Here is a 21,137-nt window from a genome sequence, read left to right as displayed (position 1 = left end):
TCGCCGCGGCTCTGAACCTGTCGTTCAGGGCTGCTGGCTAGAATCTCCCGTCCTTTCAGGAAGCTGTCATGTCCGAATCCAGTTCCCGGCATCGCAATTACGCGCTGGCCACGTTGGCGATCCACGCCGGCCAATCGCCCGATCCCTCGACAGGCGCGGTGATGCCGCCGATCTACGCGACCTCGACCTACGCCCAGTCCAGCCCGGGCGAGCACCAGGGTTTCGAGTACTCGCGCACCCACAACCCGACGCGCTTCGCCTACGAGCGCTGCGTGGCGGGTCTGGAAGGCGGCACCCGCGGTTTCGCGTTCGCCTCCGGCATGGCCGCCACCGCGACCCTGCTGGAATTGCTCGACAGCGGCGACCATGTCATCGCGATGGACGATCTCTACGGCGGCAGCTACCGCCTGTTCGAGCGCGTGCGCACCCGCAGCGCCGGTCTGTCCTTCAGCTATGTCGACATGACCGACCCGTCTACGTTCGAAGCCGCGATCACGGAGAAGACGAAGCTGGTCTGGATCGAGACCCCGACCAACCCGATGCTGAAGATCGTCGACATCCGGGCGATCGCGGACCTCGCTCACAAGCATGGCCTGATCGTCGTCGTCGACAACACTTTCGCCTCGCCGATCCTGCAGCGCCCGATCGAGCACGGCGCCGACATCGTCATGCACTCCGCCACCAAGTACCTCAATGGCCACTCCGACATGGTCGGCGGCATGCTGGTGGTCGGCGACAACGCCGAACTCGCCGAACAACTCGCGTTCCTGCAGAACTCCGCAGGCGCCGTGCAGGGCCCCTTCGACAGCTTCCTCGCGCTGCGTGGTCTGAAGACCCTGCACCTGCGCATGAAGGCACACTGCGAGAACGCGCAGGCCCTGGCCGAGTTCCTCGATGGTCACGCCGCAGTCGAGCAGGTGATCTATCCGGGCCTCGCTTCGCATCCGCAGCACGCACTTGCCAAGCGCCAGATGGACGGTTTCGGCGGCATCATCTCGGTCCGCATCAAGGGCGGTTTCGAGGCCGCGAAGCGGTTTTGCGAACGTACCGAACTGTTCACCCTCGCAGAGTCGCTCGGCGGTGTGGAAAGCCTGGTCAACCATCCTGCGGTGATGACGCATGCGTCGGTGCCGGCGGAACGGCGTGTCGAGCTGGGCATGCACGATGATCTGGTGCGGCTGAGTGTGGGGGTGGAAGGTCTCGACGATCTGCTGGCGGATGTCGTACATGCGCTTTCCGGTGTGACGCACGCCGCGCCGGGCAAGACCTGACATCATGCGTGACAGCGCCAACATGCTGTTTCTGTTTCGCCAGCTCCTGACGCGCGAACTGACAGCCCGTTACAAGTCGACGTTCCTGGGTTCGGGCTGGATCGTGATGCAGCCGTTGCTGATGCTTTGCGTCTACACGGTGGTGTTCAATTTCATCTTCCAGGTTCGCTGGAGCGGTGCGGAATCCACAGCCGGATTCGCGCTGATGCTCTTCGCCGGGCTGATCGTGTTCAATTTCTTCTCGGAGGTCCTGACGGCCTCGCCGGCGCTCGTACTTGGACAGCCCAATCTGGTGAAGAAGGTCGTATTTCCGATTGAGTTGCTGGCCGTGGTGCGGGTGGCTGCCGCGCTCATCACCGCGCTCATAGGCGTCGTGATCCTGTTCGCCGCGCACCTGTTGTTCGTCGGGATGCCGAAAGCCTGGTTCCTTGCCGCATTCCTGCCGCTGGTAGCGATGTGCCCCTTGCTGCTCGGCATCGCGTGGCTGCTGTCCGCGTTCGGTGTATACCTTCGCGATATCTCCCAGTTCACCGGCATCACCGCGAGTGTGATGCTTTTCGTCAGCCCGATCTTCTTCCCGCCTTCTGCAATGCCCGAAGCGCTGCGCTTCGTCCTCCGAATCAATCCGCTGGTAATACCTATGCAGGAGCTGCGGGCTACCGCGCTTTCTGGCATAGCACCCGACGCGGTTGCCTTGTCCTTCTATTTCTGCGTTTCCTGCGTGTTCGCACGTCTCGCGTTGGCGTGCTTCAGACGTCTCTCTACCGGTTTTTCCGACGTCCTATGAATGATTCCATCCTGCTCGCGGCAGTGCCAGATCCGGCCATCCGATTCCAGAACGTCACCAAGGACTTCAGCGTATTCGATGACCCAAAGCACCGTCTGGCAGAGGCGCTCGGATTCTCGAAGTCAGGTGGGCGTGCGTTCCGCGCGCTGGACGGTGTTTCGTTCGACGTCAGGAAGGGTGAGACGCTGGGAATCATTGGCCGAAACGGGGCGGGCAAGTCCACTCTTCTGCAAATCCTGTGCGGCACGCTGCAGCCCACGAGGGGCAGCGTCGAGATACGAGGTCGCTTCGCTGCATTGCTCGAGCTTGGAGCAGGGTTCAACCCCGACTTCACGGGACGCGAGAACGTGTATCTGAACGCCTCGCTGCTGGGGCTTTCGAAAGACGAGATCGACGCACGTTTCGACGACATCCGCGCATTTGCGGACATCGGTGACTTCTTCGATCGCCCGGTCAAGACCTATTCGAGCGGCATGTACGTCAGGCTCGCGTTCTCGGTGGCTGTCCACACCGAGCCGGATGTGCTGATCATCGACGAAGCGCTTTCCGTGGGTGATATCCGCTTCCAGATGAAATGTCTGGCTAGAATTGAACGATTGCGCTCGGATGGAGCGACTATCCTGTTTGTTTCCCACTCACTTGAGCAGGTCAAGCGCTTCTGTCAGACAGCGGTCTGGCTCGAGGGCGGGCGGGTCAAGTTGCGCGGCGATGCGAGCTTCGTCGCCGATCGATTCCGCGACAGCGAGCTGGGTACCGAATATCCACTCGCGAGCACAGAGGGCGAGCGCGCGCAGGACAGCATACCGGCACACATCCGATCGGTGTCCGTTTCACGCGACTACATGGAGCCCTTTCAGGATCTTTCGGTCGAAGTGCGCTATTCGGTTCGGGATGCGGCAGTCGAGGGCCTGCTCGTCGGCGTGGCGATCAAGACGTTAGACGACATGCACGTCTTCGGTCCCAACACGCATCTCGAGCGCGTCATTATTCCGCAAGCGCAGGGCGACCATCGCATCGAGTACCGGATTCCGGCGCTGCCACTGTTGAGCGGCACTTATAGGATCGATGTAGGCATCTTCACCGACAAGGGGCTCGTCTGCCTCGATTACATCGCAGGTGCCGGTACGGTGATCGTCTCCGCACCGTACTTCAGTGAGGGGCTTGTCTACATCGAGCATGAGTGGAGGGTTCATGGAGACTGACCTCACGCGGATGCCGTTCGATCACTTTCAGCGATATGGCACCGCTGTTTCCGTACTGGAGCGGCTGGGTACCGGGCGCCTGAGGATTCTCGAGGTCGGGGCGAATCGGCAGCGGATTCTGTCGAAGGCCTTCCCCGAAGCGGACATCCTGTACACGGATATTGTCGCCAGTGGCGACGATGCCGATCTCGTACTCGCGAGCGCGGCTGCGTTGCCCTTCGGCGATGCCGCATTTGACGCGGTGGTCTGCCTCGATGTTCTCGAACACATTCCAGCCGACCTGCGAGACGGCGCCGTCCGGGAAATGGCGCGCGTTGCCGCGAGGCTCGTGATCATCGGATGTCCGATCGAGGCGTCTTGGGTGAAAGACGCCGAGTCTTCGGCGAATGCGTGCTGGTCCGAGCTTTTCGGAGGCGACTATCCTTGGCTTGCCGAACATCAGGAGTTCGGTCTGGTGGACGCAGGTGCGGTGGAATCGACACTAGAGGCCCACGTTCCGTATCTGCAGCGGGTCTCCCAAGGGAGTCCGGGACTCTGGTCTGCATTGATGGCCACGCATTTCATGAAGGAGCGCGCTCCCAGCTTGGGCCCGCTCGTTGCACGCCTGGATCATCTCTACAACACCGCAGTGTTCGAAAGCGATTTTCCACCAGAGGGCTATCGCGAGTATTTCATTGGACTTCGTCGCGAAACAGACGCCGCGTGCGTCGCCGAATGGATCGAAAGGTCGGCGGTCGCCCACGCGGGCGTGGCCGCGTTTCTCGAGACAATGCCGGAAGTCATCCGCCCTGTCGTGGATGGCATCGTGCGCACGGAGGCGGAATGGACATCCACCTTGGGCATGTACCAGGACCAGCAGCGCGATCTGACGACGACGAAGAACGAGTGGGGGAAGACCGCCGCCGCCCTTGAGCAAGTCCGGAAAGATGCCGCGCGATTCGAGCGCGATTTCGGCGTTGCACAGGCTGGTTGGGAGGAGGCGTTGGCGACACTGGCGCCGCTTCGCGACCGCGAGGCGGCGCTCGTCCGCGACCTGGACGTCGCGAAAGCAGGCTGGGAAGAGACGGTCGGCGCGCTCGCGACGCTGCGTCGGCGGGAAACATCACTGGCGCGGGACCTCGATGTCGCGCGCGCTGGCTGGGAAGAGGCCGTGACAACGCTGGCGGCGACACGCGTCGACTCGCTCCGTCTGCAAGACGATGCTGCTCGTCTATCCGCTGATCTCGATACGGCGAAACGCGAGTGGTCCGCGACCGCACAGCTGCTGGTCCAGACGCAAGAAGAAGGTAAGGCGCGGATTCTGGACTTCGAGATGCAACTCGAAAAGGCGCACGCAAGGTGCCAAGAGGCGGAGCACGTTGCGAGCACTGCCATCGTCGGGCGGACACGTGCTGTGTACACGCTCGCGATCGTCTTGGTCGCCTCGATCGCTGCAATTACGGCAATCGCGCTGTCCTGATCACTTAGCTGTATTCAATTTACGGGTCACTCAAATGGCGTCAAATGGAATCCCCCAGAAGATCCGGTCGATCGTCACGGCAACGCTCGGTGCATTGCGTAGAGCCAAGTCGGAAGGCCGTTCTTTTAGGTCGATGCTCGGCGCCGCTCGCGCGAGGATGAGGGGCGGGCCGCGGCATTTCGTTCACGCGCTGATCGCCTATTCCCAAGCGGACACCATGCGGCCGACCACAGCCGCAGTCACTTTAGACGAGTACCGCACGTGGCTGGCCGAGAGCGAGCGGGTGGTGGCTGAAGTTCGCGAAGGCGAACTGGTGAGCATCGTCATGCCCGTCTACAACCCTCCGATCGAGTTTCTGCGAGCGGCGGTGGGGAGTGTGCGTGGGCAGTCGTACGGAAATTGGGAGCTTTGCATTCACGACGATGGGTCCAACTCGCCAGCCGTCCTCGCGCTGTTGACCGAGTTGGCTGGCGATCCTCGGATCAGAGTCGACTTCGGAAGCGGCGGAGCGGGAATCGCAGGTGCTACGAACGCGGCACTCGCGTTGGCACGCGGTCGCTGGGCTTGCTTCCTCGATCACGACGACCTGATGCATCCTGCAGCCTTGGCCAGCGTCGTGGCGGCTTTTCTGCAAGATGCTCCGGATGTCGTCTACACCGACCACGACATCATTGACGAGCAGGGCGTCCGCGCCGCTCCGTTCTTCAAACCGGACTGGAGTCACGACCTTTTCTTGTCCCAGATGTACCTGGGACACCTCGTCGCCGTCGAGATGGCACTCTTGAAGCGGATGGGCGGGCTGCGTCCAGACTTCGACGGCTCCCAGGACTACGATCTTGTGCTGCGCTGCGTCGCTGCAGGCGCGCGCGTTGCACATGTGCCACGTGTGCTCTACCACTGGCGCGCCCATTCCGGATCGACGGCAGCGAACGCGTCGTCCAAGCCTTATGCGCACCACGCCGGACGCGCTGCGATCCAAGCCCATCTGGATGAGATTTCCCCCGGTGCGCGCGCATGCGATGGTGAGCACGCGTTCTGCTACGACGTCCGTTACCCGATACCTTCGCCCCCGCCTCTGGTCAGCATCATCATCCCTACCAAGGATGGGCTGGATCTGTTGAGGGCGTGCGTCGATTCGATCCGTGCACAGACGACGTATCGTCACTACGAGATCCTGATCGTCGACAACGGTTCCACTCAGCCTGACACGCTTGACTGGCTGACCGGTGTCGCCGCGACAGCCGATACGCGTGTGCTGCCTGCCCACGTTCCGTTCAATTGGTCGTGTCTCAACAATATTGCGGCCAGGGACGCCAGGGGCAGCGTGCTTGTATTCCTCAACAACGACACGGAGGTGATCTCCCCCGAATGGCTGGAGCGCCTGGTGGAGAACGCGCTTAGGCGGGATATCGCGGTGTGTGGTCCGATGCTGCTGTATGCGGATCGGACGATCCAACACGCAGGCGTGGTCGTGGGAATGGGCGGGTGGGCCGACCACGTGTTCAAGGCCGCGTCGCCAACCCACCACCAGCATCTGTTCGTTTCACCGGCACTCCGGCGAAATGTCCTGGCGGTCACTGGCGCGTGCATGGCGATCGAACGAGCGAAGTTCGAGTCGCTCGGCGGCTTCGATGAAGGCTTCGTCGTCTGCGGAAGCGACGTCGAGTTGTGTCTGCGTGCGTACCGGGCGGGGTATTCGAATCTGTACGTCGCCGACTCCGTGATGATCCACCACGAGTCCAAGACGCGGGATCCGCGCGAAGTTCCACAGGGTGATTTCGAGATGTCGATGGTGGCGTATGCGCCATATCGGGAGGAGGGCGATCCGTTCTTCAGCCCCAATCTCGACCCCATGTCGCCGCTGCCACGATTCCGTCCGGCGGCTGCCCCGTGAGGCGCTCGACACTGGTACGCGCACTGCGTTGGGCGGCAGCACGGCTTGAGGGCCCCGTTTCCGGAACACCCGTTCAAACGAGTATCGCCGAAATCGTGCCGTGTCACGCGCGCGTGTCCGGAAGCGAAGGTGCGCGTCTCAATCTCTTACTCCCTTCGATCAACTCCCGCCATTATTTCGGCGGCATCCACACTGCCGTCGTACTGTATCGCGAGATGCTCGAGCGCTTTCCGCGCAGTCGGATCATCCTGACCGACGCTGCGCCCGAAGTGGAGGCGCTGCAGCATTTTCCTGACCACGTCCTCGTGAACCTCGAGGACGACGATCCCGCACCGCGTCAGATCGTCGCCTTCAATGATCGTTACGCTCGCACGCTCCCCGTGACGGCGGGAGATCGCTGGCTGTCGACTGCTTGGTGGACGGCGTATGCGGCGCAGCAGCTTTCTGCCTGGCAACAGAATTATTACGGCATCAAAAGCCGCTCGGGATATCTGATCCAGGATTTCGAACCCGGCTTCTATCCCTGGTCGTCGCAGTCGTTTGTGGCACTGGGCACGTATCGTCCTGACCAGGACATCGCCATCTTCAATACCTCCCAGCTGTCCGACTATTTCGATCTTATTGGAATCGCATTCCAAGACCGCTTCGTTTTCGAGCCCACGCTGAACGATGGACTCAGGCCCGCCCTTTCGGCGCAGATCGACGCGCCGTCCCAGCGACGCAAGCAAATCCTCGTGTACGGTCGCCCTTCGACAGCTCGAAATGCGTTCGAACTCATTTGCGAAAGCCTCCGCATCTGGGCGACCACGATGCCCGATGCTGCCGAATGGGACGTGGTCTCGGCAGGCGAGCTGCGAGAGGACCTCGATCTGGGGGGCGTTCGGATTCGGGCGCTCGGCAAGCTCGATATCGGCGCGTACGGAGAGCTTTTAAGTACTTCTGCCGTGGGGTTGAGTCTGATGGTTTCGCCGCATCCCAGCTACCCGCCGCTTGAGATGGCGGCATTCGGGATGGGGGTCGTAACCAACCCTTTCCAGAACAAGAACATGGAAGGCACGTTCCCGGGCCTGAAGTCCGCCGTCATGCTGTCTCCGGCTGGCATCGCAGCCTCTCTCGTTTCGGAGTGCCGCGCGGCGCTTTCAAGGGACATGCGACCCTACGATGTTGCAGATGTCGCGCATCCGTTCGTGGGTGGAGGCGGCGTAGCAACTGCTGCGACCGGTGTCGCGTCTGCGATGCTTGAGGGGTGAGTGGACATGACTAGATCGAATGTGTCCACGATCAAACGCGCTGCAAGGGGTGCTCGTACGCTCGTGCGCAGGTCACCTTTGCACTGGCTTGCATTCGCGGCGACTGCGATGCTCGCGGCACTCCTGACGCTGTATCCGGCTACGAGGATTTCGTTCCACTTAAACGGCGACGGCGGTTTTCAGATTTTCCATGACAACGGTTCCGGCTTTAGTGAGTCGGGTTCGGTGTGGCGCAACAGCGGGATGGTAGATCTGTCTGGGGGATTGTCGGCGCGCGCGTTCCGCGTTGATCCTCCTGCCGGCTCTGCGTTTTCAGTTTGCGCTCCTACCTTTTCACTCAGCTGGCTGCCGGGCATAGGACAAAGTATCGATCTAGAACCTGTGCCGATCGCGTCAGCTGGGATCGAATCCATTTCTGCCACTGACGGCTGTGCGTCTTGGCGCGTAGAGAATGGACATCCCGATCCGCAGGCCGTGTTCATAGTACCGCCAGCGCCAGGGGGCGCGGTTCTGGCGCAGGGCCTCAACATCGCGCGCTATTTTCTCTGGACGATCGCATTCTTTGCACTCGTCGGCGCTGGTGGGCGAATGACCTCCGACGACAGACAGCGCATCGGTCGAGCATCCGCCGCTGTCCATGCACGTCTCGATAGACGGTTGCCCGAGCTGTTCCTGATCCTGGGATTGGTGCTTGGATTGGGCTTCATTGTCGTGCGGCCACCCGGAGCGGTTCCCGACGAGTTCGCGCATGCTAGCAAGATCGCGCTTATGGCCTCTGGCCAGATTGTCGGAGCTGATGAAGGTCGTGAGCGTCCCAACCTACTCGGTAATTACGGCCCGTTCCAGACGGTGCACGGCCAAAAGTTCTCTCGTGAGGAGCTGGGCGCCGTTGCAGCGGCTCCACTCGCCTGCCAACATTCGCCGCGCGAAGGAGTCGCTGCGCCTGCGGGCGCTTCGCCGCTCATGTATCTCTCGCCTTGGTTCGGACATGCGGTTACTTGTGGCGTCGATGGGGACTTCGGTTTCTATTATTACGGTTCGCAGTTTCTAAATCTCCTCATATATCTCGCTCTCGGTTTTGTCGGCTTGCGGGCGGCGGGATTCGGTCGTTGGGCGCTGTTCTTACTGGGCTCGGTTCCCATGTCGCTCTATCTGGCGACCTCGCTTTCTTACGATGCGAATATGCTGGCGCTGTGCATCGCCTATCTCGGAGTTGTGTCGGGCGTGTCTAGCGCACGCGTCTCCACAGCGCGAGCACGATGGTTGCTTTTGGGGCTCGGGTTGTTGCTGGCTCTTTCGAAACCTCTGATGGGTTGGATCTTCTTTGCGCCTTGGGTCTGCCTCGCGATCATCCAAGGCGGATGGTCACGGAGACTGCGCTGGCTGCTTGTGACCTCGCTGGTGCCGGCAGCAGTCCATGCTGTGTGGATTCTGCGCCTCTCGAGCGGAGGGGACGGTTATGTGCGTCCCGACGTGGCAAGCGTCAACGGAATGGAAGCACTGGTCGCTGCGCCGCTCGGTTACCTGCAGATGCTCGCGGCCACGGCTTTCTCGCATACAGGTGAGTTGATTCTAAAGGGCGTCGTAGGGGTCTTCGGATGGCTGGACGTTTACCCGCCCGACTACTTCTATTCCATAGCGATCCTTGCCTTGTCGGGCGCAGCTGCCTTGAACGTCGCCGCAAAGCCATCTGGATTCAGAACCGGAATTTTCGCTTGGGCGATCGTGATGGTGGTGATCGTCATCATGTGCATACCTTTCTATGCTTACTGGACCCCGCCTGAGAGCGCGGTGATCGAAGGTCTGCAAGGTCGCTACTTCATTCCCCTCGCAGCGTTTGTCGCAATGTTCTGTTCATTCTCGATTCCCGGGGCGTGGCGGGGACCTGTTGCGGCGCTTGTGGTGTTATCCGTGCCGCTCATGTCCGCGATTGCATTTATTTCTATTCTGTCCAGATATTATTGATTGAATTCGGAGATGCCCCAGCGTGTGGAAAGAAATTCTCATGATTGTGTTCGTTACCTGCTCGACTCTGGGGAGCCAACTCCTTGTGAAACGAGCAGTGACGGAAATCGCAATGCGCGAGCCAGTCCCGAGTGGGCTGCAGTGGCTGCTCGCCGCGTGTCTTTCGCCAAATGTGATTACTGCTGTCGCAATCCAAGGTATCGGTTTCGTCGTCTGGGTAGTCGTCGTCAGCCGAATCAAGCTCGGCGTCGCTTTCGCGATTTCGGGTTCTTTTTTCTACATTCTGATCGCGGCCGCGAGCTGGCTTCTTTACGGCGAGAGGCTCGGGCCTCTTCAATGGCTGGGGCTTGCGCTTGTGTCGTCCGGCGTTCTGCTTATGACGCTGTCCGGTAAAGCGGCATGAGGAAGAGAGGCGTCATGGATCATGGCTTTGTAATTCCTGCTTACGGTTGCTCGCCGCATCTGAGCGAGTGCCTGGAATCGCTCACGACGCAAACCCGCTCTGGTTCGGAAATTGTCATTTCGACATCGACCCCGGATGATGCACTTTTTCAGATTGCCGAGCGTTTCCAGGTTCCTGTTCGCGTACATGGGCCGAATGCAGGTATCGGACGCGACTGGAATGCCGCACTCGATTGCTCGACGCGTCGCTGGACCACGATTGCGCACCAGGATGACGTCTATCTGCCTGATTTTGTGGCGCGCACTCTTGAAGCCGCAGATGCGACGCCTGATTCCTCGGTTGTGATGACGGGCTACTCGGAGCTGCACGAAGGCAGCGTTCGCCCACCGACGCCGATGTTGCGCATCAAAAGACTGCTGCTGGAGCTGGGCTTTATGGGGAGGGCTTCTGTCTCCCGGACAGGCGCAAAGCTGCGGCTTCTGCGTTTCGGTTGTCCGATCGCGTGTCCGTCGGTGACGCTCGGTCCTTCCGCATCCGCGCTCCGCTTCCGCGAGGATTTGAAGGTCGATCTCGATTGGGAGGCTTGGATTCGCGCAGCCCGGATCCCAGGGGCGTTCTGTTATGTCCGTGAGAATCTGATGCTCCATCGCATTCATGGGGCGAGTGAGACCACCGCGGGCGTACGAGACGGGATAAGAGCGAGAGAAGATGCCGAGATGTTCAGATCGCTCTGGCCTGCACCGGTAGCGGGCGTTCTGGCTCGTGCGTACGCAATGTCCTACGAAGAGGGCGGCAAGTGACGGGACTTCAAACTCCGGGTGGATCGAAGGTCGCGATCGTCATACCGTCCTATCGAGTGACGCGACATATCCTCGATGTAATCGCCGGATTGCCCTCATGGATATGGCGGATCTACATCGTCGATGACCGTTGTCCCGAAGGCAGCGGAGCATTGGTGCAGGCGCACTCGCCGGATGATCGAACGATCGTGGTGTTCAACGAGACCAATCTTGGCGTCGGCGGTGCAGTGATGGCAGGTTACTCGCGGGCGGTCGACGATGGTGCAGACATCATCGTAAAGATGGACGGCGATGGTCAGATGGACCCCGCGTTATTGCCACGCTTCGTGGCGCCGATCGAAGCTGGGGAAGCGGATTACACAAAGGGGAATCGCTTTTACGATCTCACCCAGATCGGACAGATGCCGCGTATCCGAATATTCGGAAATGCCGGACTTTCTTTCATGACCAAAATATCGTCGGGTTATTGGGATCTTTTCGACCCAACCAACGGGTACACCGCCATCCATGCGCGCGTGGTTTCGAAGTTGCCGTTGGAGAAGATAAGTCAACGCTACTTCTTCGAGACGGACATTCTGTTCCGGTTGAACACGCTTCGCGCCGTTGTGGTGGACATTCCGATGGACGCGAAGTACGGCGATGAGGAGAGTGGACTGAAGATTGGAAAAATACTCGTCGACTTCTTGTCCAAACACGTTCGGAACACGTTCAAGCGGATTTTCTACAATTACTTTCTGCGCGACATGTCGCTCGCCACCATAGAGCTTGCAGGTGGCATCGCGCTCGTAGCCGGGGGGCTCATGGCGGGCGCGTACTTCTGGATCGAATCGGCAGAGGCAGGGCTCCCGACATCAGCGGGACGGGTCATGCTTGCTGCTCTTCCCGTGATTCTTGGGCTTCAGCTTCTTTTGGGGTTCATTGCGTTCGACATCGCATCCGTGCCGAAGCGTGCAATCCATCGATTACTCCGCTGAGATCTGATTTCCAGCATCTCCGAAAACCACTCGCAGCGCATAGTTGGGGCGATCCATTTCGAGAAGCCCGATTTCGGACATCGAGATCGGCTCTAGGCGCTCGCATAGAGATTCGAGCTCCTGAAGTGAAATCAAGCTTACCCCTCTGTCCCCGCTGACATACATGTCGCAGAAGAGACTCAAGCTGGAGATCGCATGGCCCGGCTCGATATCCTTTATCAACAGGCATCCGTCGTTTCGAAGTCGGGCGCGGATTGACTGGAGAAAGGTCTCGCGATATTCCGTAGGCAGATGATGCATGACATCACTAATCAGGGCGATGTCGTAGCCGGCGTTCTCCGGGGGAAGTTTCTCTACCGGCGTCTGTGTGAACCTCCGCACCTTGCCCGTATGATCGGGCTGGATGAACTTTCCAACAACTGGCGCGATATCGACCATGTCGATGGAGAGATCCGGCCTGGCGCGAAGCAGGTGATTCAGCAGTTCTCCATCACCGCCGCCGATATCGAGAATTCTCGCGTTATGGGGCAAGTGGGGCAAGAGCACCTTAGAAACCTGCTCTAGGTCGACGAATATCCGGCGATACATTCCCGACAGACGACGTTCCATCGCCGGGTTCATAAGTGATCGCAACGCGGGCCCTAATGGCATGGCTCCATCCTCCGCATACCGACTTGCTCGGCGTTGCCTCGAATATAGCGCCTTCACTGGCCTTACAACCAAGCCTGTCATTGGGCAGGCACGAGCGCAGTGGCCGACACGGGGCATGTGCGCGCGCTCGCTGGATGAGGGTTCTCTCGTCGCCTGGCTACCAACCTAAGATCATGAGAGTGCAGCTTCCAGCTCCGGCAGCACCTTGAACAGGTCGCCCACCAGGCCGATGTCCGCGATCTCGAAGATCGGTGCGTCGGCGTCCTTGTTGATCGCGACGATCGTGCCGGCATCCTTGATGCCGGTCAGATGCTGGATCGCTCCGCTGATGCCGATGGCGACATAGAGCTCGGGGGCGATGATCTTGCCCGTCTGGCCGACCTGCAGTTCGTTCGGTACGTAACCGGCGTCGACCGCGGCGCGCGAGGCGCCGACTGCGGCGCCGAGCTTGTCGGCGAAGTCGAAGACGATCTTGAAGTTTTCTTCCGAGCCGACGCCGCGGCCACCCGAGACGACGCGCTTGGCGCTCTGCAGGTCGGGGCGGTCGGTGCTGCCTGCGGCGAGGCCGATGAAGCGGGTGTGCGTCGGCAGCTCGGCGTCGACGCTGGTCGTCTCCACCGTTGCGCTGCCGCCGCGTGCGGCTTCCTGCCACGATGCAGTGCGCACCGTGGCGACGACCGGTTGGTCGGTCGGGGCTTCGACCGTGACGATCGCATTGCCGGCGTAGATCGGACGCTTGAAGACGTGGCTGCTCTCGACCGTCATCAGGTCGGAGATCTGGTTCACCCCCAGCAGCGCGGCGACGACGGGCAGCAGGTCCTTGCCGAATGTCGTCGACGGCGCGAAGACGTGGCTGTAGCCGGCGGCAAGCTTCGCGATCTGCGGGCCCAGCACCTGCGCGAGCGCCTGCGCGTTGGCCGGATTGGCGACGGCGAGTACCTTCGACACGCCGGCAATCGTTGCGGCTTCGGTGGCGGCGCCCGCCGGGTCCGCGGCGAACACCGCAACGTCGATGGAGTCGGGCGACAGTGCCTGCGCCGCGGCGACGGTCTTGGCGGTCGCGCTGGCGTTCAGGGTGCCGTCGAGGTGCTCGGCGATGACAAGGACTTTGGACATGAGGTTCTCCTGCGATCCGGCCCCGGGCCGGACGTCACTGGGCTCCCGCGCGCGGGAGCGACGGAATTCAGAGCAGGCCCTTGGCCTTCAGGGCGGCGACCAGTTCGGCCGCGTCCTTGACCATGACGCCCTTGCCGCGCTTGGTCGGCGCCTCGAAGTGCGTGGTCTTGAGCGTGTCGACCGACTCGACGCCGAGGTCGGCGAACGGGATCGATTCCATCGGCTTCGACTTCGCTTTCATGATGTCGGGCAGCTTGATGAAGCGCGGCTCGTTGAGGCGCAGATCGGTCGTGACGACGGCCGGCAGGTCGACTTCGAGGGTCTCCAAGCCGGCGTCGACTTCGCGCGTCACCGTGGCCTTGCCGTCAGCAATCTCGACCTTCGACGCGAAGGTCGCCTGCGGGCGCCCCCACAGCGTCGCCAGCATCTGGCCGGTCTGATTGGCGTCGTCGTCGATCGCCTGCTTGCCGAGGATCACCAGGTCCGGCTGTTCCTTCTCGATCAGCTTGAGCAGGGTGCGGGCGGCCGTCAGCGGCTGGATCGGCTGGTCGCAGACCACGTGGATGGCGCGGTTCGCGCCCATGGCCAGGCCGTTGCGCAAGTGCGCCTGGGCGTCGGCGGGCGCGATCGTCGCGACCACGACCTCCGTCGCGATGCCCTTGTCGCGCAGGCGCAGGGCTTCTTCCAGCGCGATTTCATCGAAGGGGTTGGCCGACAGCTTGACGCCATCGGTGACCACGCCGGACCCGTCCGGCTTGACCTGGATGCGGACGTTGTAGTCCACCACGCGCTTGTAGGCGACGAGGATCTTCATCTTTGGGGCATTCCTTGTACTGGCGGATCACCCGGCCGCGGCGGCAGGCGCGGGGCAATCCGCCGATTCTAACGGGGCGACCTCCGGCATGCGAACTCGGACCATGCCGCCTCGGTGTTCATGTTCGTACCGAAATTGCGGGGACGAGCCGGTATCCTTGGCGGCTGGCCCCAGAAGGGCTTTTCGATCGTCTACAGGAGTGAACTCGTGCCCACATGGCTCGTCACCGGCGGCGCCGGTTTCATCGGCGGCAATTTCGTACTGGAGGCCGTGCGTCGCGGCGTCCGCGTGATCAATCTCGATGCCCTGACCTACGCGGGTAACCTGCAGACGCTGGCATCGGTCGAATCCGACCCGAACCACGTGTTCGTGCATGGCGATATCGGCGACCGCGCGCTCGTCGCCGGTCTGCTGGCCGAGCATCAGCCCGATGCGGTGTTGAACTTCGCGGCGGAAAGCCATGTCGACCGTTCCATTGATGGCCCGGCTGCATTCATCGAAACCAACGTCGTCGGCACGCTCGGTCTGCTCGAGTCGGTGCGCGACTACTGGAAGGCGCTGCCAGACGGCCGTCGCGAGGCATTCCGCTTCCTGCATGTGTCGACCGACGAGGTCTACGGCACGCTGGGGGACTTCGGCAAGTTCTCCGAAACCACGCCGTATGCGCCGAATTCGCCGTATTCGGCATCGAAGGCCGCGTCGGACCATCTGGTGCGCGCGTTCCACCACACCTACGGGTTGCCGGTGCTCACCACCAACTGCTCGAACAATTACGGCCCGTACCACTTCCCGGAAAAGCTCATCCCGCTGGTGATCGCCAAGGCGCTGGCCGGCGAGCCGCTCCCGGTCTACGGCGACGGCAAGCAGGTCCGCGACTGGCTGTTCGTCACCGACCACTGCGCCGCGATCCGCACCGTGCTCGAGAAGGGCCGCGTCGGCGAGACCTACAACGTCGGTGGCGATTCCGAGCGTCAGAACATCGAGGTGGTCGAGACGATCTGCCGCCTGCTCGACGCACGTCGTCCGCGCGAGGACGGCCAGTCGCGCGCCACGCAGATCACCTACGTCACCGATCGCCCGGGCCACGATCGACGCTACGCGATCGATGCATCGAAGCTGCAGGGCGAACTCGGCTGGAAACCCGAGCACACCTTTGAAACCGGCATCGAAGCGACCGTGGACTGGTATCTCGACAACCAGCCATGGGTGCAGCGCATCCTGGATGGCAGCTACCGTCTGGAGCGCATGGGAGAGCAGGCATGACCGCACGCAAGGGCATCATCCTCGCCGGCGGCTCCGGCACGCGGCTGTATCCCATCACCAAGGGCGTCAGCAAGCAGCTGCTGCCCGTGTACGACAAGCCGATGATCTATTACCCGCTCAGCGTGCTGATGCTGGCCGGTATCCGCGAGGTGCTGATCATCAACACGCCGCACGAACAGGTGTTGTTCCAGACCCTGCTCGGCGACGGTTCGCAGTGGGGCATGGACATCCAGTACGCCGTGCAGCCGAGTCCGGACGGTCTGGCGCAGGCGTATCTGATCGGGCGGGATTTCGTCGCCGGCAAACCAAGCTGCCTGGTGCTGGGCGACAACATCTTCCACGGCCACGGCCTGACGGACACGCTCAAGAACGCCGACGCGCGTAGCGATGGCGCCACGGTGTTCGGATACTGGGTCAACGACCCGGAGCGCTACGGCGTGGCCGAGTTCGATGCCGCGGGCAAGGTCATCGACATCGCCGAGAAGCCGGAGGCACCGCGTTCGAATTACGCCGTGACGGGCCTGTATTTCTACGATGGGCACGCGAGCGACTACGCCGCTGAACTGAAGCCTTCACCGCGCGGCGAACTGGAGATCACCGATCTCAATCGGCGCTATCTCGACGAAGGCGCGCTGTATCTAGAGCAGCTTGGTCGCGGTTTTGCGTGGCTCGACACCGGCACGCACCAGTCCCTTCACGAGGCATCGAATTTCATCCAGACCATCCAGGACCGGCAGGGTCTGCAGGTGTGCTGTCCGGAGGAAATCGCGTACGGCAACGGCTGGATCGACGCCGAACAGTTGTTGGCGCTCGCGAGGCCGCTGTCCAAGAACGGCTACGGCCAGTACCTGATGTCGCTCGTGCAGCGGGGGGTAGTGCGTTGAAGATCGTCGAAACGAAACTGCCGGGCGCGGTCGTCATCGAACCGGCCGTGTTCGGCGATGCGCGTGGTTTCTTCTTCGAAACCTGGAATGCCGAGCGGTTCGGCCAGCACGGGCTGCCGACGAATTTCGTGCAGAGCAACGTGTCGTCATCGTCCAAGGGCGTGCTGCGCGGCCTCCATTACCAATGGCCGAGGCCGCAGGGCAAGCTGGTCAGCGTGCTGCGCGGCGAGGTGCTCGATGTCGCCGTCGACATCCGCCGCGGCTCGCCGACGTTCGGGCAGTGGGAAGGCGTGATCCTGAGCGAGGAGAACAAACGCCAGTTCTGGATTCCGGAAGGCTTCGCCCATGGTTTTGCGGTGCTGTCCGACAGCGCGGTCTTCAGCTATCTGTGCACCGACGTGTACGTGAAGGAAGCCGATGCTGGCGTGCGCTGGAACGATCCCGCGATCGGCGTCGACTGGCAGATCGATGCGCCGCTGTTGTCCGACAAGGACACACACGCGCCTTTGCTGGCCGACATCGCCGAGGATCGGCTGCCGGTGTTCGCCGCATGACCTCGCTGGTCTTCGGCGCAAACGGACAGGTGGGGCAGGAGCTGCTGCGGGCGCTCGTGCCGCTGGGCGATGTGCGCGGCACGACCCGCGCCGGTACGCTGCCAGATGGCAGCGCCTGCCTGACCGCCGACTTTGCCGATCCGGAGTCGGTCGTCGCACTGCTCGACGCAACGCGACCGACGCGCGTGATCAACGCGGCCGCGTATACCGCGGTCGACAAGGCCGAGACTGAGTCCGCGGCGGCGCAAGCTGCAAATGCGGAGACCCCGGGCGCGATCGCGCGCTGGTGCGCCACGCACTCGGTGCCGTTGGTGCATTACTCGACGGACTACGTGTTCGATGGCAGTGGCTCGCGTCCGTACCGTCCCGATGACGCCACGGCGCCGCTCGGCGTCTACGGCGCGAGCAAGCTCGCGGGTGAAGAAGCGATCCGTGCTGCGGGCGGGCGCCATCTGATCTTCCGCACCGCTTGGGTCTACGCCGCACACGGTCAGAATTTCCTCCGCACGATGCTGCGTGTAGGTGCCGAGCGCGACGTGTTGCGCGTCGTGGCCGACCAGATCGGCACGCCCACGCCCGCGGCTCTGATCGCCGACGTCACCGCGCAGATCTTGCATGGTGACGACTCGAGATCCGGCACGTGGCATCTCACCGCGACCGGGGAGACGAGCTGGCACGGATTTGCCGAAGCGATCTTCGACGGCGCCGTCGCGCGCGGTCTGATCGCGCGTGCGCCGACCGTCGAAGCGATCACCACGGCAGACTATCCGACGCCGGCCAAGCGTCCCGCCTACTCTCGACTGGACGTCACGACGCTGGAGCACGATTTCGGGATTGCGCTGCCGACCTGGCAGGTTGGACTCGACGGCGTGCTCGATACGCTGGCGGCCGCACAGCGCTGAGCGTGCGGCGTCGCGGACACGAAAACGGCGCCCTCGGGCGCCGTTTCTGCGTCGAACGATCCGCGCCGATCAGGCCCGGCCGTAGGTGTCCTCGAAGCGCACGATGTCGTCCTCGCCCAGGTAACTGCCCGACTGCACCTCGATGAGTTCCAGTGGCACCTTGCCGGGATTGCGCAGCCGGTGCGTCACGCCGAGCGGGATATAGGTGCTCTGGTTCTCGCTCAGCAACAGGACATCGTCGCCGCGCGTGACTTCGGCCGTACCGCTGACGACGATCCAGTGCTCGGCGCGGTGGTGGTGCATCTGCAGGCTCAGCACGCCGCCCGGCTTGACCGTGATGCGTTTGACCTGGTGCCGGGGGCCGTTGTCGATCGAGTCGTACGCGCCCCACGGCCGGTAGACCTTGCGATGCCAGGCAGCCTGCGGCAGCTCGCGCGACTTGAGCTCGGCCACGACCTCCTTGACCTGCTGGATGCGGTCGCTGCGGCCGACGAGGATCGCATCGGACGTTTCCACGACGATCGTGTCCTCCAGCCCGATCATCGCAATCAGCCGCTCGCCGTAGGCATAGGTGTTGCGGCAATCGATCGACACGACCTCGCCGTGATGGGCATTGCCGTCGGTGTCCTGCGGCGAGACTTCCCGCAGACTTGCCCACGAGCCGACATCGCTCCAGCCGGCGTCCAGTGGCATCACGACGGCGGCATCGGTCTTCTCCATGACCGCGTAGTCGATCGAATCCGATGGGCTGGCAGCGAACGCGTCCGCATCGAGCCGGGTGAAGTCGACGTCCTGGCGCGCCGCCATCCACGAGGCGCGTACCGCCGAGAGCATCGCCGGCGCGTGGCGTTCGAGCTCGGCGAGATACGCGTCGGCGCGGAACAGGAACATGCCGCTGTTCCAGAAATGATCGCCTGACGCGACGTAGGCCTGGGCGCGCGCCAGATCCGGCTTTTCGACGAAGGCCTCGACAGGTGCCGGCGCGTCGCCCGATCCGCTGGCCGCCTTGATGTAGCCATAGCCGGTCTCCGGTCCGCGCGGCACCACGCCGAACGTCACCAGTTTGCCGGCCTCGGCCGCAGGCAGCGCGGCGCGCACTGCGGCATGGAAGGCCTCGGGCGCCTGTACGACATGATCCGACGGCAGCACCAGCAGCACCGCGTCCGGCGTTTCACGCAGCGCTTCGAGTGCCGCCGCCGCGATTGCGGGGGCCGTGTTGCGGCCGACCGGCTCGAGCACGATCGCCGCCGGCGTGACGCCGACCTGCTGCAGCTGCTCGGCGACGACGAAACGATGTGCCTCGTTGGCGACGACGATCGGGCCCGTATCCCCAGCCAGCGGCGCTGCGCGCAACCAGGTCGCCTGCAGCATCGTGTCTGTGCCGACCAGCGGCAGGAACTGCTTGGGGTACATCTCGCGCGACAGTGGCCACAGGCGGGTGCCTGAGCCACCGGAGAGCAGGACCGGGACGATCGTGGACATGTCAGGCCTCACGCAGACAACAGATCGGACAGCTCGCGCGTGCGCGCGTCGAGCAGCGCGCGGTCGGCGCGCGTCTCGATGTTGAGCCGCAACAACGGTTCGGTGTTGGAGCTGCGCAGGTTGAAGCGCCAGTCGCCGAAGTCGGCGCTGATGCCGTCGGTCCGGTCGATCGCCGGCGACTGCGCGGCGTAGTGCGCCATGACGCGATCGACCGCGACTTTCGCATCCGCGACGCGGAAGTTGATCTCGCCACTGCACGGAAACTTCGCGACGCGCTCGGCCACCAGATCACCCAGCGAGCGGCCGCTGGTGGAGACGAGCTCGGCGATCAGCAGCCACGGGATCATCCCGGAGTCGGCATACGCGAACTCGCGGAAATAATGGTGCGCGCTCATCTCGCCGCCATAGACGGCGTCTTCGGCGCGCATCTTTTCCTTGATGAAGGCGTGGCCGCTTTTGCACAGCACCGGCACGCCACCGGCGGCTTCGACCTGTTCGACGGTGTTCCAGACCAGACGCGGATCGTGCACGACCTTGCCACCCGGCTGTTTGGCGAGGATCGCCTCGGCCAGCAACCCGACGAGGTAATAGCCCTCGATGAAGGCGCCGGTTTCGTCGAAGAAGAAGCAGCGATCGAAGTCGCCGTCCCAGGCGATGCCGAAATCCGCACCGTGTGCGCGGACCGCATCGGCCGTCGCCTGGCGGTTCTCCGGCAGCAGGGGATTCGGAATGCCATTGGGAAAGTTGCCGTCGGCCTCGTGGAACACGCGCACGAAGTCGAACGGCAGGTGGGGCGCGAGCAGATCGACGACCGTGCCGGCGCCGCCGTTGCCGGCATTGACCACGAGCTTGAGCGGACGCAGCGCCTTGGCCTCCACGTAGCCCAGCAGGTGCTCGATGTAGGCCGATTTGTCGGGCGCGGCAGTTTCGGTGCCTGTTGCCGCCACCGGCGCAGGCAGATTACCGGCCTCGACCGCGTCGGAGATCGCGAACAGGCCCGTGTCCGAACTGATCGGCCGCGCATGCTCGCGCACCAGCTTCATGCCGTTGTAGTCCATCGGGTTGTGGCTGGCGGTCACCATGACGCCGCCCGCCGCGCCGAGGTGGTCGACCTGGAAATAGACCTCTTCCGTGCCACCGACGCCGATGTCGATGATCTCGCGCCCCTGGCTGCGCAGGCCTTCCGACAACGCCGCCTGCAGTTCAGGGCTGCTCAGGCGCACGTCGCGGCCCAGCACGATCGCGCCTGGTGGCAGCTGACCGGCCAACGCGATACCGATGTCGCGGGCGAGGGCGGGATTGAGTTCGTCCGGCACGCGGCCGCGGAGGTCGTAGGCCTTGAAGGCGGGCAGGGGCATGGTCGATCCATCGGTGGGGACGCCCGATTCTAGCGTTTCGCGCGGACGGAACCGTTTGCGCCACTGCACCAAGGTCCAAGGCCGTGGACACGCGCAGCCGGTAGAATC

General features: G+C 62.8%; 19 protein-coding genes. 14 read left to right on the top strand and 5 right to left on the bottom strand.

Annotated features, from left to right (window positions below; all coding sequences use genetic code 11):
• Positions 1-68 precede the first annotated feature (68 nt).
• From AC3A5T_RS15610 to AC3A5T_RS15565, 10 genes are all read left to right on the top strand, one after another.
• A complete protein-coding gene (locus tag AC3A5T_RS15610; protein ID WP_487629340.1) occupies positions 69-1,271 on the top strand; it encodes a cystathionine gamma-synthase in 1,203 nt (400 codons plus the stop codon).
• 4 nt (positions 1,272-1,275) lie between these two features.
• Complete coding sequence (locus AC3A5T_RS15605) at positions 1,276-2,058, top strand: ABC transporter permease (RefSeq protein WP_487629339.1); 783 nt, start codon at positions 1,276-1,278, stop codon at positions 2,056-2,058.
• Positions 2,055-3,260: an ABC transporter ATP-binding protein gene (locus tag AC3A5T_RS15600; protein ID WP_487629338.1), complete on the top strand. Its 1,206-nt coding sequence runs from the start codon at positions 2,055-2,057 to the stop codon at positions 3,258-3,260. The genes AC3A5T_RS15605 and AC3A5T_RS15600 overlap by 4 nt, the downstream gene beginning before the upstream one ends.
• Positions 3,250-4,719 (top strand): class I SAM-dependent methyltransferase, encoded by a 1,470-nt coding sequence (locus tag AC3A5T_RS15595; protein ID WP_487629337.1) that lies wholly within the window; start codon positions 3,250-3,252, stop codon positions 4,717-4,719. Before AC3A5T_RS15600 ends, AC3A5T_RS15595 begins: the two co-directional genes overlap by 11 nt.
• 217 nt (positions 4,720-4,936) lie before the next feature.
• A complete protein-coding gene (locus tag AC3A5T_RS15590; RefSeq protein ID WP_487629336.1) occupies positions 4,937-6,613 on the top strand; it encodes a glycosyltransferase family 2 protein in 1,677 nt (558 codons plus the stop codon).
• 113 nt (positions 6,614-6,726) lie between these two features.
• Entirely contained in the window at positions 6,727-7,863 is a 1,137-nt protein-coding gene (locus AC3A5T_RS15585) for a rhamnosyltransferase WsaF family glycosyltransferase (protein ID WP_487629335.1), read from the top strand.
• 108 nt (positions 7,864-7,971) lie between these two features.
• Positions 7,972-9,828 carry a DUF2142 domain-containing protein gene (locus AC3A5T_RS15580; RefSeq protein ID WP_487629334.1) on the top strand — a complete coding sequence of 619 codons (1,857 nt, stop codon included), beginning with the start codon at positions 7,972-7,974 and terminating at the stop codon, positions 9,826-9,828.
• Between the two features lie 40 nt (positions 9,829-9,868).
• Positions 9,869-10,231 (top strand): SMR family transporter, encoded by a 363-nt coding sequence (locus AC3A5T_RS15575; protein WP_487629333.1) that lies wholly within the window; start codon positions 9,869-9,871, stop codon positions 10,229-10,231.
• 14 nt (positions 10,232-10,245) lie between these two features.
• Positions 10,246-11,031: a glycosyltransferase family 2 protein gene (locus AC3A5T_RS15570; protein WP_487629332.1), complete on the top strand. Its 786-nt coding sequence runs from the start codon at positions 10,246-10,248 to the stop codon at positions 11,029-11,031.
• On the top strand, positions 11,028-12,005 hold the full coding sequence (locus AC3A5T_RS15565) for a glycosyltransferase family 2 protein (protein WP_487629331.1): 978 nt from the start codon (positions 11,028-11,030) through the stop codon (positions 12,003-12,005). Before AC3A5T_RS15570 ends, AC3A5T_RS15565 begins: the two co-directional genes overlap by 4 nt.
• Here the strand turns inward: AC3A5T_RS15565 and AC3A5T_RS15560 are convergent.
• From AC3A5T_RS15560 to AC3A5T_RS15550, 3 genes are all read right to left on the bottom strand, one after another.
• The gene (locus AC3A5T_RS15560; RefSeq protein ID WP_487629330.1) at positions 11,994-12,614 is read right to left on the bottom strand and encodes a class I SAM-dependent methyltransferase; all 621 of its coding nucleotides are present in this window, start codon (positions 12,612-12,614) and stop codon (positions 11,994-11,996) included. The genes AC3A5T_RS15565 and AC3A5T_RS15560 overlap by 12 nt on opposite strands.
• Positions 12,615-12,827: 213 nt before the next feature.
• Positions 12,828-13,772: an electron transfer flavoprotein subunit alpha/FixB family protein gene (locus AC3A5T_RS15555; protein ID WP_487629329.1), complete on the bottom strand. Its 945-nt coding sequence runs from the start codon at positions 13,770-13,772 to the stop codon at positions 12,828-12,830.
• Positions 13,773-13,839: 67 nt separating this feature from the next.
• Positions 13,840-14,586 carry an electron transfer flavoprotein subunit beta/FixA family protein gene (locus AC3A5T_RS15550; protein WP_487629328.1) on the bottom strand — a complete coding sequence of 249 codons (747 nt, stop codon included), beginning with the start codon at positions 14,584-14,586 and terminating at the stop codon, positions 13,840-13,842.
• Between the two features lie 207 nt (positions 14,587-14,793).
• Between AC3A5T_RS15550 and rfbB the strand changes: the two genes are divergently transcribed.
• Genes rfbB through rfbD form a run of 4 tightly spaced genes read left to right on the top strand, consistent with a single transcriptional unit; the run spans position 14,794 to position 18,189 of the window.
• The gene (gene rfbB / locus AC3A5T_RS15545) at positions 14,794-15,849 is read left to right on the top strand and encodes a dTDP-glucose 4,6-dehydratase (protein WP_487629327.1); all 1,056 of its coding nucleotides are present in this window, start codon (positions 14,794-14,796) and stop codon (positions 15,847-15,849) included.
• Positions 15,846-16,733: a glucose-1-phosphate thymidylyltransferase RfbA gene (rfbA, locus tag AC3A5T_RS15540; RefSeq protein WP_487629326.1), complete on the top strand. Its 888-nt coding sequence runs from the start codon at positions 15,846-15,848 to the stop codon at positions 16,731-16,733. The genes rfbB and rfbA overlap by 4 nt, the downstream gene beginning before the upstream one ends.
• Positions 16,730-17,287 (top strand): dTDP-4-dehydrorhamnose 3,5-epimerase, encoded by a 558-nt coding sequence (gene rfbC, locus AC3A5T_RS15535; RefSeq protein ID WP_487629325.1) that lies wholly within the window; start codon positions 16,730-16,732, stop codon positions 17,285-17,287. The genes rfbA and rfbC overlap by 4 nt, the downstream gene beginning before the upstream one ends.
• The gene (gene rfbD, locus AC3A5T_RS15530; protein WP_487629324.1) at positions 17,284-18,189 is read left to right on the top strand and encodes a dTDP-4-dehydrorhamnose reductase; all 906 of its coding nucleotides are present in this window, start codon (positions 17,284-17,286) and stop codon (positions 18,187-18,189) included. Before rfbC ends, rfbD begins: the two co-directional genes overlap by 4 nt.
• A 69-nt stretch (positions 18,190-18,258) precedes the next feature.
• On the opposite strand, the gene AC3A5T_RS15525 is transcribed toward rfbD, so the two are convergent.
• Both AC3A5T_RS15525 and AC3A5T_RS15520 read right to left on the bottom strand, forming a co-directional pair.
• On the bottom strand, positions 18,259-19,671 hold the full coding sequence (locus AC3A5T_RS15525) for a mannose-1-phosphate guanylyltransferase/mannose-6-phosphate isomerase (protein WP_487629323.1): 1,413 nt from the start codon (positions 19,669-19,671) through the stop codon (positions 18,259-18,261).
• An 8-nt stretch (positions 19,672-19,679) separates the two neighbouring features.
• Positions 19,680-21,029 carry a phosphohexomutase domain-containing protein gene (locus tag AC3A5T_RS15520; RefSeq protein WP_487629322.1) on the bottom strand — a complete coding sequence of 450 codons (1,350 nt, stop codon included), beginning with the start codon at positions 21,027-21,029 and terminating at the stop codon, positions 19,680-19,682.
• Between the last annotated feature and the right edge of the window lie 108 nt (positions 21,030-21,137).

The sequence above is a fragment of the Luteimonas sp. Soil_C_16 genome, assembly GCF_057657295.1.
Note: the sequence above shows the minus strand (reverse complement) of the source record. Positions and strands in the feature narration are given on the sequence as shown.

Bases quoted from the DNA above. Each gene is read 5' to 3' on its own strand.
- rfbA (WP_487629326.1), top strand. From the start codon at position 15,846: ATGACCGCACGCAAGGGCATCATCCTCGCCGGCGGCTCCGGCACGCGG.
- AC3A5T_RS15595 (WP_487629337.1), top strand. From the start codon at position 3,250: ATGGAGACTGACCTCACGCGGATGCCGTTCGATCACTTTCAGCGATAT.
- AC3A5T_RS15610 (WP_487629340.1), top strand. From the start codon at position 69: ATGTCCGAATCCAGTTCCCGGCATCGCAATTACGCGCTGGCCACGTTG.
- AC3A5T_RS15525 (WP_487629323.1), bottom strand. From the start codon at position 19,671: ATGTCCACGATCGTCCCGGTCCTGCTCTCCGGTGGCTCAGGCACCCGC.
- AC3A5T_RS15575 (WP_487629333.1), top strand. From the start codon at position 9,869: ATGATTGTGTTCGTTACCTGCTCGACTCTGGGGAGCCAACTCCTTGTG.
- rfbD (WP_487629324.1), top strand. From the start codon at position 17,284: ATGACCTCGCTGGTCTTCGGCGCAAACGGACAGGTGGGGCAGGAGCTG.
- AC3A5T_RS15580 (WP_487629334.1), top strand. From the start codon at position 7,972: ATGCTCGCGGCACTCCTGACGCTGTATCCGGCTACGAGGATTTCGTTC.
- AC3A5T_RS15590 (WP_487629336.1), top strand. From the start codon at position 4,937: ATGCGGCCGACCACAGCCGCAGTCACTTTAGACGAGTACCGCACGTGG.
- AC3A5T_RS15600 (WP_487629338.1), top strand. From the start codon at position 2,055: ATGAATGATTCCATCCTGCTCGCGGCAGTGCCAGATCCGGCCATCCGA.
- AC3A5T_RS15605 (WP_487629339.1), top strand. From the start codon at position 1,276: ATGCGTGACAGCGCCAACATGCTGTTTCTGTTTCGCCAGCTCCTGACG.
- AC3A5T_RS15560 (WP_487629330.1), bottom strand. From the start codon at position 12,614: ATGGAACGTCGTCTGTCGGGAATGTATCGCCGGATATTCGTCGACCTA.
- AC3A5T_RS15550 (WP_487629328.1), bottom strand. From the start codon at position 14,586: ATGAAGATCCTCGTCGCCTACAAGCGCGTGGTGGACTACAACGTCCGC.
- AC3A5T_RS15555 (WP_487629329.1), bottom strand. From the start codon at position 13,772: ATGTCCAAAGTCCTTGTCATCGCCGAGCACCTCGACGGCACCCTGAAC.
- AC3A5T_RS15570 (WP_487629332.1), top strand. From the start codon at position 10,246: ATGGATCATGGCTTTGTAATTCCTGCTTACGGTTGCTCGCCGCATCTG.
- AC3A5T_RS15520 (WP_487629322.1), bottom strand. From the start codon at position 21,029: ATGCCCCTGCCCGCCTTCAAGGCCTACGACCTCCGCGGCCGCGTGCCG.